Raw genomic sequence first — 14,075 nt, forward strand, 5'->3', positions numbered from 1 at the left:
GACATGAAGCCCATGACTTACCTCGTGCACCGGTCCTGTTTCCTCCTGCTGCCGCGCAGCAGGGCTCCACCCACCCATTCAACGAAAGGCAATTCCATGAAACGCACCACATCCAAGTCCCCGAAAGAACGGACTACACCCCGATCAGCCGATCCCGACAATGCCACTCCACCCAAGCGCTCGGTGGAAGACGTCAACAACCAGCTTTACCAAGAAGCTGCACAGCGCATTCTCCAAGCCATTGAGGCTGGCACCTCGATCTGGCAAAAGCCCTGGATTGCTCCATCCAGCCATCGCCGTCCGTTCAATGCGCACACGGGCCTCAACTATCTGGGTATGAACCGCGTGTTGCTGATGACCGAGATGATGGCGAACGGTTGGACCGACACCCGGTTCATGACGTACAAGCAGGTACAAGCCTTGGCACAGGACATGAAGCGCTCGGGCACACCCGACGATGAGTTGCCCTATGTGAAAAAGGGTGCGCAGTCGATCACCATCTACAAGGTGGGCAGGCAAGAAATTAAGCGGCCTCGGGTGGATAGCTCTGGCAAACCCGTTCTGGATCCAGCAGGCCAACCCATTGTGGACAAGGCACTGGGGCGCACGTTTTTGCAGACGTACCGGGTATTCAACGCCAACAACATTGCCAATTTGCCGCCGCTACCGGAGGTCGAGCGCAAACCGACTTGGGAGGTTCATGCAGAGATTGAGGCGCTGGTTAAAAAGCTGGGGGTGCCCGTCACTTATGAGCCCATTGGCCAGGCGTTTTATCAACCGGGTCTGGACCGCATCACGGTTCCTGAACGCTCGCAGTACAAAGACTCTGTCAAAGGTGGAGTGGTGGTGTATTCAGCGGCTGCCAAGCACTACTCGGTGCTATTGCATGAGTGCTGTCATGCAACGGGGCATGATTCACGGTTGAAGAGAGAGATGTCGGGCGGTAGAGGCTCCGCTGAATACGCCAGGGAGGAGCTGGTCGCTGAAACAGCCTCGACCTACCTCATGTGCGAGCTGGGGTTGGAGTCCGATGAGGTCATCAACCAGCATGCGAGTTATCTAGAAGGCTGGGCCAAGCTCATCAAGAATGACCCAAGGGCGCTGTTTCAGGCGTTCTCTGCTGCTGAAAAGGCTGCGGACTGGTTCATGCAACGGCATGAAAGACAGTTGGCTGAGGCACCACTAGTCACCCCTCAGCCTGCCCCCTCCTTGGTTCAAGGCGTTGGAGTGCCACAGCAGCAAGTTGACGGGATCGGCCAGGGATTGGTGGCAGTAGCTCAGATGCCGTCGTCGGCTAGCAGGATCAACGGACTTCGACCGGCTGGGGAGTTGCTGGATGCGGCGGTCGCTGGCCTGAATTCCGGCAGCATGGGGCTGACTTAGAAAAGCGGCTTGATCAGTGCTGGCTCGGTAAACTCAGATGCTCTCACCGATTCGTGGTTGGTTGGAGCCAACTGCCGAAGACTTGCCTTGTTCATCCAAGATTCTCCATGCTCAAAGTCTTCAGTGCTAATCTGACTGACGCGATTGGTAGGTGCATTTGACATGAAGCTCAACCCGAGCAAACGTTGGGACTTGCTGCTCGCAATTAAGTCCCCTACCGACCTAGATTGCCTATCGGCTTTCGCAACAGCCGAGGGAGTGGATGCATTGAGGGGATACCCAAACATCGTAGTCAGGGCAACCAAGAATTTCGCTCAATTGCCCGAACTACTGGCGCAATTCCCCGCTGAGTTCGTGGCTAACGGGGTAAGGAACATCCTCTCGGGTGTGGATACCTCGACAACATGCCACGAGGAGGACATCAGCGACCTTTTCGGATGAGGGCCACATGGCCAAGAACAGGTCGTCTAGATGCTATGCAAAGCGTCCCGCCTGAGTGCGTCCACAGTGTCATGCAGACTAGGCACCACGACTGCCATTTTTTCGAGCCACGCCAACCGCTTTGATTCATCAAGCCAAACCAGTGAAAGCGCCGACGCCCATGTCATCCAACGCACCTGGTGGATCGCAACTGGACTTGCATCATGATCGGCAAACTCATCGACAACCAGAGCGACGACCAAGCCTTCCGGGCTGACAAAAAATGGAATCTGCCGTGCCTCGTAGGGGATGTCGGGCGACTCAGGATTCGACAACCTGGCGTATAGCTGCTCGAATTCATACGAGGCGGCATCGACAGCAGCGGAGAGTCTCGAAAGAGTTTTCCGCATTTGCTCCTCGCAACCCATGCTTTCATCCCCATCGAGACGCTCACCGGCAATGCGATGCCCGATACCTGACAGCAACTCCCTGGCCTGCACCCGATAGATTGCAGCATGAAGATCGCTCTGAAAGCTGGATACCGTCGCACTCGCTCTGGCAGTGGAGCCTCGGGGCCGTCCAGGTTTCTTGACGATCAGTTCAGGGGGTTGATCAACTGGCGGCGCGTACTCCGATAGCGACGTCTTGTCGAGGTAAGCGGCAAACTCGATGATAGAAACAAGAATCTTGTTGCGGCGCCCGCGACTGACCTTGAACGGCAATTTGCCTTCGTAGTTGAGGTTGTACAGGTGGCCACGCCCATATCGCGTCAAGGAAGCAATTTGGTCGATGTCGAGCATCAGCACGCCGGGAAACATCGCTTGTAGCAATACGAGGTGTTTTGATGGCATACGAGGACGCGATGTAATCGGTGTTAGATGTTCAGCAGCATAGCCCCGGTATGGAAGGTGTCGCGTTTCAGCAACTTAACCACCCTCCCAAACTTCCCAGAATTTTCCCAAACCGGAGGGATGAATTTGGGTGAAAACTGATGAAAATAAATGAAACCGAATGAAAAGAAGGGAGAGCCTAAAAATCACACAAGTGACTGATTTTCCATGGCTTTCCCCGCTTTTACTATGGTGCGCGGGGGGGACTCGAACCCCCACACCATTGCTGGCGTCAGGACCTAAACCTGGTGCGTCTACCAATTTCGCCACCCGCGCGGTTCTACAAACAAACAGGCGGCAAGCTGAGCTGCCGCCTGTGTGAAATCGGTCAACCTTCTATTTTACCTGATACGCACAGCTTGCCCGTCAAGCACCCCCAAGAACCTCTGGCGCCGGTCGTTTTACACGGAACCAGGCAGCATACATCGCGGGCAATGCCAGCAGCGTCAGCACGGTGGCCACCACCAGCCCGCCCATGATGGCCACAGCCATCGGGCCCCAGAACACGCTGCGCGACAGCGGGATCATGGCCAGCACTGCAGCAGCAGCCGTCAGCACGATGGGCCGCAGGCGGCGCACAGCCGATTCCACGATGGCATCCCACGCTGGCACGCCCCGCGAACGATCCTGCTCGATCTGGTCGATCAAGATCACCGAGTTGCGCTGGATCATGCCCATGAGCGCAATCACCCCCAGCAGTGCGACAAAACCAAATGGCCGATTGAGCAACAGCAACGCCGCCGCGACGCCTGCCAGCCCCAGCGGCCCGGTCAGGAACACCAGCATTGCCCGGCTGAAGCTGTGCAGCTGCAGCATGAGCAGCGTGAAGGTAATGAACAACATGATCGGAATGCCCGCAGCGATCGAGGCCGACCCCTTGGAGCTTTCCTCCACGGCACCCGCCACTTCGATGCGGTAGCCCGTCTGCCCGGCAGCCCGCCATTTCGCATCGATCTCCTTGAGCGATGGCAGCAGCGCCGCCGTCACCGTGGCGCCCTGAAGACCCTCGGTCACGTCGCCCTGCACCGTGATGGCGTAGTCGCGGTTTTCGCGCCACATCACGCCCGGCTCCCAGGTAAACACGGGCTTGGCGATCTGTGTGAGCGGGATCGACTTGCCCGAGGCGGTGGGCAGGTAAGCATTGGCAATGTCGGTGATGGCGTTGCGCTCGTCCAATGGCTGGCGCAACAGAATGTCGATCAGCTTGTCGCCTTCGCGGAACTGGCCCACCTGCGTGCCCGACAGGATGGTCTTGGACGCCTGGGCGATCGATTGGCTCGTCACACCCAGCGCGCGCGCCTTGGCCTGGTCCACTTCGAGGCGCAACACCTTCACGGACTCGTTCCAGTTGTCGTTCACGCCGCGCATGTCAGGACTCTGGCGCAACACGGCTTTCACCTCATCGGCGCGCTCCCGCAGCACCAGCGGCTCGGGGCCCACCACGCGAAACTGCACAGGGTACGGCACCGGCGGCCCATTGGGCAGCAGCTTGACACGACCACGCACTTCGGGGAATTCCTGGGCCAACAGCGCGGGCAGCTTCACCCGCAAGGATTCACGCACCTTCAGATCCTGCGACAGCACAATGAATTGCGATACGTTGGTCTGCGGAAACACCTGATCGAGCGGCAGATAGAAGCGCGGCACCCCTGAACCCACCCAGGTGCTCACAGAGCTGACACCCGGCTCGGACAACAGCCGCTGCTCCACCCGCTTGGTGACTTCTTCATTGCCCGCAAATGAAGTGCCCTCGGGGAACCAGATATCCACCATGATTTCAGGCCGGCTCGAGTCGGGGAAGAACTGTTGCTGCACCTTGCCCATCCCCGCGATGCCCAATGCAAAGGTCAGCACAGTGGAGCCGATGGTGATCCACCGGTGCTCCACGCACCAGTCCACCAGGCGACGGAAGGTGGTGTAGAACGGGCTGTCGAAGACTTCGTGGGGATCGTCCGTGATGCCCTTGTTGGCCTGTGCCGCCAGCACATGGGGAGGCACCTTGAGCAACAACGTGCCCAGGTAGGGCACAAAGTACACCGACACAATCCAGCTGAGCACCAGCGCGATCACCGTCACGGCAAAGATCGCAAAGGTGTATTCACCGGTCATGGACTTGGCAATGCCAATCGGCAAAAAGCCCGCCGCCGTGATCAGCGTGCCCGTGAGCATGGGCATGGCCGTGATCTCATAGGCAAACGTGGCGGCGCGCACCTTGTCATAGCCCTCTTCGAGCTTGAGCACCATCATCTCAACGGCAATGATGGCGTCATCCACCAGCAAGCCCAGCGCAATGATGAGCGATCCCAGCGAAATCTTGTGCAGCCCGATGCCCCAGTACCACATGGCCAAAAAGGTCACGGCCAGCACCAGCGGGATGGTGATGCCCACCACCAGGCCGGGGCGCGGGTCGATGTACCAGCGCTTCCAAAAAGGCTGGTTGCCAGGGCGTTTATGCAGCCCCAGGCTGATGAAACTCACCGCCAGCACGATGACCACCGCTTCGATCAGCACCTTGACGAACTCATTCACCGAGGTAGCAACCGCCTTGGGCTGATCCTGCACATTGACGAGTTTCACCCCTGCAGGCAGCGTGGCGGCGATGCGGTCAGTGGCCGTGTGCAAGGCCTTTCCCAGTGCAATGATGTCCCCGCCCTTGGCCATGGAGACCCCCAGGGCAATCACCTCCTGCCCCTGGTGGCGCACCTTCACGGTGGCCGGGTCCACGTAGCCGCGCTTGACCTCGGCGATATCACCCAGTCGCAGCTGCGCACCCGATGGTCCACGGATCGGCATGGCCCGCAGGTCTTCAATGGCGTTGAACTGCCCTTGCACCCGCACCTGCACCTGATCCTGGGGCGTCTGGATGGCGCCAGCACTTTCCACAGCGTTCTGTTGCCCCAGCTGGGCCAGCACCTGGTTCATGTCCAGACCCAGCTGCGACAGGCGCTTCTGCGATATCTCGATGAAGAGCTTCTCGTCTTGCACACCGAACAGCTCCACCTTGGCCACATCGGGCACGCGCAGCAGCTGCTGGCGCGCGTCGTCGGCAAATGCTTTCAGCTCGGCGTAGCTGAAGCCCTCGGATTCCAGCGCATAGATCACGCCATACACATCACCGAAGTCGTCATTGAAGAATGGCCCCTGGGTACCCTGCGGCAAGGTGTAACGCATATCGCCCACCTTCTTGCGCACGCTGTACCAGACGTTGGCCACCTCGCTGCCCTTGGATGAGTCCTTGATCTGGAAAATGATCTGCGACTCGCCGGGCTTGGAGTAGCTGCGGATCTTGTCCGCATAGGGCACTTCCTGCAGGGTGCGCTCAATTTTGTCGGTGACCTGCTCGGCCACCTGCTGCGCCGTGGCGCCCGGCCAGTAGGTGCGCACCACCATGGCGCGGAAGGTGAACGGCGGGTCTTCGTCCTGCCCGAGTTGGAAGTAGGCGGCAAAGCCCAGCAGCATCAGCACCACCATGAGGTAGCGGGTGAGCGCGGGGTGATCGAGCGCCCACTTGGAGAGGTTGAACCCCTCTTTGGGTTGGATTTGCGTCATGGCGGGCCTCAGTTGGCGGCAGAGGCCGTGGCTGCAGCAGGGGCTGCAGATGCGGAAGGCGCGGACGACGCAGCAGGCGCCGCTACAGATTCAGGAGCTGTCTGCGCTTTATTCACGGCCACTGGCACCACTTTTTGCTGATATACCGTCACTTTCTGCCCGGGCGACAGCACATGCACGCCTGTGGCCACCACCTGCATACCGGGGGTCAGGCCCGCCGCCACCACGGCTTCGTTGCCGTCGGCCGTTGCAATCTGCACCACCTGCGACTTCACCGTGCTGCTGGCTGCGTCATACACCCACACGGCAGTGGACTGCCCCTGTTGGCGCAAAGCGCTGGTGGGCAACTTGATGGCCGCAATACCCGCGTGGCTCAGCGCCTTGGGGGTGACATACACCGTGGAACCCAGGGCCGGAGCCTCGGCGCCTTCGATCGCCACCTTGATCTGGTAGGTGCGGGTCGCTGGGTCGGCGCTGGCGGCCACTTCGCGCACACGGCCTGCCAGCGGCGCACCGCCCGACCAGCCACGCACCACCACGTCAGTGCCTTGCGCAATCTGCGCGACTTTGTCTTCGGGCACCGCAAACACCACATCGCGGGGGCCGTCCTGGGCAATGCGCACCACCGGCGTTCCCGCAGAGACCACCTGGCCCGGCTCGGCATCAATACCCGTCACCACACCTGACACATCGGCCGCCAAGGTGGTGTAGGCCGCCTGGTTGCCCTGCGACGACAGCTGCGCGCGGGCCTGGTCCAGCGTGGCCTGCGCGGCCTTGAGGGTGGCGTCGCGACGCTCCAGCTCTGCGCCGCTGATGAAATTCTGGTCCTTGAGAGCCTGGTAGCGCTTGAAGTCTGCCGCAGCCAGGTCCCGCTGCGTCGTGGCCGATGCCAGTTGCGCACGCGCGGCGTCGGCCGCCAGCTGGTAGTCCTTGGGGTCCAACTGGGCCAACACCTGACCCGCCTTCACGCGCTGGCCCAGCTCGGCCTGGCGCTGCACGATCTTGCCAGCCACGCGAAACCCCAGGCGCGACTCCACACGCGCCCGCACCTCGGCCGAATATTCCAGGCTGGACTGCAATGTGCCCACGCCCACTGTCAGCAGTTTCACGGAGCGCACAGGCTCCTCGGGCGGTGCGGGGCGAGAACAGGCTGCCAGCACCGTGGCTGCTGCTACCACCAGCAAATACCGGGTGTGCCGTTGAAGGGACCGCGAGGCGGAGGGTGTGCGCATGGGAAATCCGGTGAATGAAAATTGAGGCCACAAGGCGCTGCACGCAAAACGCAGGCACGAATGCCTGCGTTGCGACGGGGTACGGGTCTGCGTCCTTGTCCCCAGTGATATTGCTTGCTTTTGCTACTGACTGACCGGTTAGTAATCTATGAGAAGCCCCCGGCCTTGTCAAGCGACAATCCGGGATGTGAACGACCACCCCAGCCCCTCCTCCATACCGCCCGCAGTATCCACCCCGCAGCCACCCGCAGCGGCTGCATCGGCACCGCCGGTGACCCACTACGAAAATTTTCCGGTGGCGTCACTGCTGTGCCCACCGCACCTGCGCCAGCCGATTGCCGCCATTTATGGATTTGCCCGCACCGCCGACGACATTGCGGACGAAGGCGACGCCGCCGCCGCCGCTCGCCTGGCGGACCTGGCCGCCTACCAGGCCGACTTGCAGGCTGTTGCCCAGGGGCAGGCGCCCTCCCCCCGTTGGGCCGACGTGTTTTTGCCGCTGCAATCGGTGTTGCGCAGTCACCATCTGCCTGTGCCGCTGCTCGCAGACTTGCTCAGCGCCTTTGTCCAGGATGTGGAAAAAACCCGAGACGCTGAAGGCTACGCCGACCGCGCCGAATTGCTGGACTACTGCCGCCGCTCCGCCAACCCCGTCGGCAGATTGCTGCTGCACCTGTATGAAGTGACGGGCGCCGAGGCGCTAGAAGAAAGCGACGCTATCTGCACCGCGCTGCAACTCATCAACTTCTGGCAAGACCTCAGTGTGGACATTCCCCGGGGCCGTCACTACCTGCCCCGTGCCGACTGTGCTGCCCACGGAGCCTGCCAGGCCGAGTTGCTGGCGCTGCAATCTAACCGTGAAAACGTGCGCCTGATTGCCGATTGCGCCCATTGGGCCCGCAGCAGCATGCTCAGCGGCGCACCGCTGGTGCACCGCCTGCCCGGCCGCGCGGGCTGGGAACTGCGCCTGGTGGTGCAAGGCGGCCTGCGCATCCTCGACAAGGTGGATGCCCTCAAAGGCGGCAGCCTGCACACCCGCCCACAACTCAATGCCTGGGACTGGTGCGTGATGCTGGCCCGTGCGCTGGTGATGTAAGAAAGATTCATGGGCCACAAGGCGCGCTGACAGCAGCCTGCACCTCCACCATGAATTTCACATCAAATAGGTCTCTAGCGCTTACCAAATAAGCGCCGATTGCTATTCTTTTAAATACAACCACCTGCCCAAGACAGGTCTCCACAAACGGGCAGATCAAAGGCGGGGCAGGGATAGCGCGCATGGCACCTTCTTTGCGGCGCGCTAGTCTTGCGCCCACTGCGGCCAGCCGCCCGAGCCTGCCAAGCCCGGAACACAACAACGACAACAACATCCGCAAGCCAGCACCCGTGGCACGCCAGGAGGGACTTCCGTTGACTGCCAGACACCTGTTCAAGACCCTTCAATGGGGGCTCATCGTTTTCTGCCTGGTTTTTTCCATCGTCGGTGGCGTGGCCGCAGAGCGGGTGCTGGATGTGCTGCACTGCCAGCCCGATGCGAACCCCGCACTGCGCTCGTGCTCTTGGCTGGCCAATCCCATCGGACTGCGGCTGACACCGTTTCTGTCAGCGGGCGGCATGGTGGACTACCCCTTTGTGCTGCTGAGCAACTTCTGGGGGCTGCTGCTGGCATGGGGGCTGGCGCTGTATGCCGCACGCTGGGCAGACCACAACCCCGCCGCAGCGACGGCCCTGCTGCAGCGCTGGCTGCCGCGCAAGGGCCATGCCACATCCGCTGATTTTTTGCGTTGGGGCGTGGGCTGCACGTTCTGGCTCTTGCTCGCAGGGTTCATCGGGTTCTGCTTGGCGCTGGGCCTGCCCATTGTGGGCAACCAGACCGCGCGCGCCATTCTGGAAAGCCTGGGCTGCTCGCCTGGCACCTTCGACCCCTTCTCATCGCCCTGCATGAGAGCCCCTGGCTTCTGGACGTCCCGCCTGTCGCTTTACGTCATCCCCTTGGCGGGCCCCCTGCTGGCGCCGGTGTGGCTCGTCATGGGGTTCTGGGATGTGCTGCTGGGCTGGATGGTCTTGATCGGCACCACGTTCGCCTTGAAATCGCATCTGCCGCTGCAGGTCAAACCGCAGGCCCACCACCCCCACCCTTCGGCCGAAACACCACGCCGCCCTTGAGAGCATCACACCATGTCCGTCAGCGTTTTCGACCTCTTCAAGATCGGCATCGGGCCGTCCAGCTCGCACACCGTGGGGCCAATGATTGCCGCCCGGCAGTTTGCCTGCCACGTGCGCGACACCCTGGGCCTGGCGGCCGTGCACCATGTGACGGTGGAGCTGTTCGGCTCACTGTCGGCCACCGGCGTGGGCCATGGCACCGACCGTGCCGTGCTGCTGGGCCTGGCCGGCTTTGAACCCGACCGCATCGACCCCGACCAGATCGCGCCGACCGTTGCGCAGATCCGCAGCAGCGGCACGATGGTGCTGCTGGGCGAGCACGCCACGCCCTTTATCGAGAAAGAGCACCTGCTGTTTCGCCGCAAAAGTCTGCCCTTGCATCCCAACGGCATGGCCTTCCACGCCTGGGATGTGCTGGGCACAGAGATTGCAGCGCGCGACTACTACTCGGTAGGCGGCGGCTTTGTCGTGGATGCCGAGGGCCATCGTGTGCTGAACTCAGTGCCCACCAGCGGGCCCGGCGCTGCCGGCCACCACCGGGGCCTGCCCCACCCCTTTCGCACCGGGGCCGAGCTGCTGGCCCAGTGCCAGGCGACCGGCATGACCATGGCCCAGCTCATGGCGGCCAACGAAGAGCACTGGCGCAGCGCGGCCGAGGTGCGCCGCCAGCTTTTGGCCATCTGGCAGACCATGGCGGGTGCCGTGCAACGCGGCTGCGCCAGCACCGGCACACTGCCCGGCCCGATGCACGTGCGCCGCCGCGCGGCGGAGCTTCACCGCAACTTGAGCGGCTCGCCCGAGGCCGCGCTGCGTGATCCGCTCTCGATGCTGGACTGGGTGAACCTGTACGCCATGGCCGTCAACGAAGAAAACGCCGCCGGTGGCCGCGTGGTGACGGCCCCCACCAATGGCGCCGCTGGCGTGATTCCGGCCGTGCTGCACTACTACGTCAACTTCTTACCCGGGGCGAACGAGGACGGCATCGCTACCTTTTTGCTCACAGCGGGCGCCATCGGCATCATCTACAAAGAGAACGCATCGCTCTCCGGCGCCGAGGTCGGCTGCCAAGGCGAGGTGGGCGTGGCCTGCTCCATGGCTGCAGGCGCCCTGGCCGCCGTGATGGGCGGCACGCCCGAGCAGATCGAAAACGCCGCCGAGATCGGCATGGAGCACAACCTCGGCATGACCTGCGACCCTGTGGGCGGCCTGGTGCAGATCCCCTGCATCGAGCGCAACGCCATGGGCGCCATCAAGGCCATCAACGCCGCCCGCATGGCCCTGCGCGGTGACGGCCAGCACGTGGTGTCGCTCGACAAGGTCATCAAGACGATGATGCAGACCGGCGCCGACATGAAGGTCAAATACAAGGAGACCTCGCGCGGGGGGCTGGCGGTGAATGTGGTCGAATGTTGAGCCACGCTCTCACCCGCCACTGCCCTCCATGCCCCCGCCAACCGACGACCCCAGCCCCATGCGCCTGGAGCGCTGGCTCAACCGCCTGAGCACCATGGTGATGCCGCTGGCGCTGCTGGTGGTGGTGCTGCTGTTTTTGCAATGGCCCCTGCGCGACGGCTGGGGCACAGGCTCCAGCCAGGCCAACGACCTGGCGCAGATTCTCTTCGCACTGTACGTGGCCGTGGCCTTACGCCATGCCGACCGACGGGGCGCTCATCTGGTCAGCAGACCCGACCTCACCCACACAGGCCACGGTGTCGTGCGGGCCCTGCGCTTGCTGGGCGCACCACTGGCGGTGCTGCCTTGGGCGCTGTTTGTATGCATCAATGCATTGCCCACGGTATGGCGCTCAGTGCAGGGACTGGAGAGTTTCCCGGAGACCGCCAACCCCGGCTACTTTCTCATCAAGGCGGCCTTGCTGCTGCTGGCCTTGTTGATCTCATTGCAGGCACTGACTGACCTTTGGCGCGCAGTGCACACCCTGCGAACTACACCGGCCGAACACCCATGAGCGCACTGGGTTTGCTGCTGCTGGGGCTGGCCCTGGTGCTAATGACTACGACCGGCTGGGCCACTTACGCCGTGCTGCTGGCCGTGAGCACCCTGGGGGCCCTGGCGGGACTGGCCCTGGGCGCGTTCGATGGCGCCGTGCTGCGCAGCCTGCCCGAACGCGTAGTGGGCCTGCTCGAACATGACCTGCTCCAGGCCCTGGTGCTCTATGCCGTGGTGGGCGCGCTCCTGAACCACCTGGCACTGGTCAACGGCCTGTACGGCGGCCTGCGCAAGGTCATCGCCAGACTCATCGGCAGCCGGGCTGCATCCGACATGGCGGGCCTGGGCGTAGGCATGCTGATGGCCCCCATGAACGGATCGGTAGGCGCCAGCCTGATCACTCTGTCGCGCACGGCCGGGCAAGCCTGGGCCGACGAGGGCATGCCCGCAGCGCGGCGCACCGCCCTGGTGGCCGTGGCCAGCACGCTGGGCATCATCGTGCCGCCATCCCTGGTGTTGCTGCTCCTGGGTGACGCCATGCTGCGGGCCCACACCGAGGGGCTGACTCTGGCCACCCAACTGGGGTTGCCCACCGCCACGGCCGGCACGCGCATCATCAACACCCAGGACGTACTACAAGCGGCGCTCGCCCCTGGCGCCCTGTTGCTGGTGCTGTGGATGGCCATCACCTGGTGGCTGGCGCCCCAGCGTTCATCACCGCCCCCAAGCAAAACCGTCACAGCACTCACGCTATCGCTGCGCGAACGCTGGACGCTGCTGCTGGTGCCCGCGCTCATCGTGGCACTGCTGGCCCTGGTCACCACGGGCCGCGTGCGCGCCGTCGAAGCGGCAGCCACCGCCGGGGTGCTGCTGCTGGTATGGGGCGCGGTGTCAGGCCAGCTCACGCGACGGCGGCTGATGCAGGTGCTGGACGACGCGCTCGCGCTCACTGGCGCGCTGTTCGCCCTGTTGGTGGCCGCCGTCACGTTCTCGCTGGTGTTGCGCGCATTGGGCACCGACCTGCTCGTGGCCGAATGGATGCGCGCCCTGCAAGGCCAACCCCTGCTGGCCATGGGACTGGTGCTGGCCGTGCTGCTGGGTTCGGCATTTGTGCTGGATGCGTTTGAGCTGATTTTTCTGATCATCCCCATCGTGATGCCGCCCTTGCTGGCGCTGGTGGGCGATGCTGCCTGGGTCGCGGCGCTCGCACTGCTGGTGTTACAAGCCGGTTTTCTGCTGCCCCCGCTGGGTTATGCCCTGGTGCTGGCGCGCGCCCAGGTGGCACCGCGCCCCACCATGGCAGCCGTGGCCGGGGCGCTGGCGCCTTATGTGCTGAGCCTGCTGGCCGTGATCGCCCTGGTGATGGCCTTCCCGGCCACGACCCAATGGCTGCGCACCACACCGGCCACGCTGCCCGAGATGTCCATTCAGGGCGACGACCTTGATGCCCTGATGCGGGAGATGTCGCAGCCCCAGCCCGATGCGACCGACACGCCCGACTTGCCAGCGCCAGCCACCAGATAGCTACAAAATTAATAGCTACCAGCACATACGCATCAAGCGCCACCACCCAAAAACATCACAAACGCTTCAGACCTGCCAACCACCGAACGCCATGGGACAATCCCACCCCATGACACCGCAGCAGTACGTACAGCAAAAAGCCGTGGCCTCGGGCAGCAGCTTCTATTACGCTTTTCTCTTTTTGCCCGCCCCGCGCCGCGCGGCCATCACGGCGTTCTATGCGTTTTGCCGCGAGGTGGATGACGTGGTCGATGAAGTGACCGACCCCGGCGTAGCGCGCACCAAGCTCGCCTGGTGGCAGGCCGAGGTAGCCAAAGCCTATGCCGGCCAGCCCACCCACCCGGTGATGTTGGCCCTGATGCCACTGGCTGCCGACTATGGCATCGAGCAACGCCACCTGCAGGCCGTGATCGACGGCTGCCACATGGACCTGGAGCAGACCCGCTACCTCGACTTTGCGGGTCTCAAGGGTTACTGCCACCTGGTGGCCGGCATCGTGGGCGAAGTCGCAGCGCGCATCTTCGGCCAGACCGACCCACGCACCACCGAATACGCCCACAAGCTGGGCCTGGCGTTTCAGCTCACCAACATCATCCGCGACGTGGGCGAAGACGCGATGCTGGGCCGCATCTACCTGCCCGTGAGCGAGCTGCAGCAGTTTGATGTGAAGGCGCACGAGATCCTGAAGCGCCAGTATTCCGACCGCTTCACCGCGCTGATGCGTTTTCAGGCCGAACGCGCGCACAGCCTCTATGACGAAGCTTTCGCCCTGCTGCCCGACGCAGACCGCTGCACCCAAAAGCCGGGCCTGATGATGGCCAGCATCTACCGCACGCTACTGCGCGAGATAGAGCACGAGAACTTCCAGGTGCTGCACCAGCGCATCCGTCTCACCCCACTGCGCAAGTTCTGGCTGGCGTGGAAGGTGCAGGCATTGGGCCGGATGTAGTGTCGGTGTGGCGCC

10 protein-coding genes and 1 tRNA gene are annotated in these 14,075 nt (G+C 62.9%); 7 read left to right on the forward strand and 4 right to left on the reverse strand.

The annotated features are described in order from the left end of the window. Nucleotides 1–96 precede the first annotated feature (96 nt). Nucleotides 97–1,383: an ArdC family protein gene (locus tag CLU85_RS15400; protein WP_157803977.1), complete on the forward strand. Its 1,287-nt coding sequence runs from the start codon at nt 97–99 to the stop codon at nt 1,381–1,383. A gap of 467 nt (nt 1,384–1,850) precedes the next feature. Here CLU85_RS15400 and CLU85_RS15410 read toward each other — a convergent pair whose 3' ends face one another. The 4 genes from CLU85_RS15410 to CLU85_RS15425 form a co-directional block, all read right to left on the reverse strand. Then, nucleotides 1,851–2,654 (reverse strand): hypothetical protein, encoded by an 804-nt coding sequence (locus CLU85_RS15410; RefSeq protein ID WP_157803978.1) that lies wholly within the window; start codon nt 2,652–2,654, stop codon nt 1,851–1,853. A 229-nt stretch (nt 2,655–2,883) separates the two neighbouring features. Beyond that, nucleotides 2,884–2,969, reverse strand: a tRNA-Leu gene (locus CLU85_RS15415). Between the two features lie 90 nt (nt 2,970–3,059). Next, nucleotides 3,060–6,242 (reverse strand): efflux RND transporter permease subunit, encoded by a 3,183-nt coding sequence (locus CLU85_RS15420; RefSeq protein WP_100411030.1) that lies wholly within the window; start codon nt 6,240–6,242, stop codon nt 3,060–3,062. Between the two features lie 8 nt (nt 6,243–6,250). Beyond that, nucleotides 6,251–7,474 (reverse strand): efflux RND transporter periplasmic adaptor subunit, encoded by a 1,224-nt coding sequence (locus CLU85_RS15425; protein ID WP_100411031.1) that lies wholly within the window; start codon nt 7,472–7,474, stop codon nt 6,251–6,253. A 187-nt stretch (nt 7,475–7,661) separates the two neighbouring features. Here CLU85_RS15425 and hpnC point away from each other — a divergent pair, with 187 nt between their 5' ends. The 6 genes from hpnC to hpnD all read left to right on the forward strand — a co-directional run bounded on the left by hpnC (nt 7,662) and on the right by hpnD (nt 14,060). Further along, nucleotides 7,662–8,570, forward strand: a complete 909-nt coding sequence (hpnC, locus tag CLU85_RS15430; RefSeq protein WP_232727837.1) for a squalene synthase HpnC — start codon at nt 7,662–7,664, stop codon at nt 8,568–8,570. Nucleotides 8,571–8,752: 182 nt separating this feature from the next. After that, nucleotides 8,753–9,640 carry a hypothetical protein gene (locus CLU85_RS15435; RefSeq protein ID WP_198509201.1) on the forward strand — a complete coding sequence of 296 codons (888 nt, stop codon included), beginning with the start codon at nt 8,753–8,755 and terminating at the stop codon, nt 9,638–9,640. 12 nt (nt 9,641–9,652) lie between these two features. Then, the gene (locus tag CLU85_RS15440; protein ID WP_100411033.1) at nt 9,653–11,053 is read left to right on the forward strand and encodes an L-serine ammonia-lyase; all 1,401 of its coding nucleotides are present in this window, start codon (nt 9,653–9,655) and stop codon (nt 11,051–11,053) included. Between the two features lie 28 nt (nt 11,054–11,081). Continuing rightward, nucleotides 11,082–11,606, forward strand: coding sequence for a C4-dicarboxylate ABC transporter substrate-binding protein (locus CLU85_RS15445; protein WP_100411034.1), 525 nt, complete (start codon nt 11,082–11,084; stop codon nt 11,604–11,606). Beyond that, entirely contained in the window at nt 11,603–13,111 is a 1,509-nt protein-coding gene (locus CLU85_RS15450) for a TRAP transporter large permease subunit (protein ID WP_100411035.1), read from the forward strand. The genes CLU85_RS15445 and CLU85_RS15450 overlap by 4 nt, the downstream gene beginning before the upstream one ends. Before the next feature lie 109 nt (nt 13,112–13,220). Beyond that, entirely contained in the window at nt 13,221–14,060 is an 840-nt protein-coding gene (gene hpnD, locus CLU85_RS15455) for a presqualene diphosphate synthase HpnD (RefSeq protein WP_100411036.1), read from the forward strand. Nucleotides 14,061–14,075 lie beyond the last annotated feature (15 nt).

The organism is Acidovorax sp. 69 (assembly GCF_002797445.1).
In the GTDB taxonomy this organism is placed as follows: domain Bacteria; phylum Pseudomonadota; class Gammaproteobacteria; order Burkholderiales; family Burkholderiaceae_C; genus Acidovorax.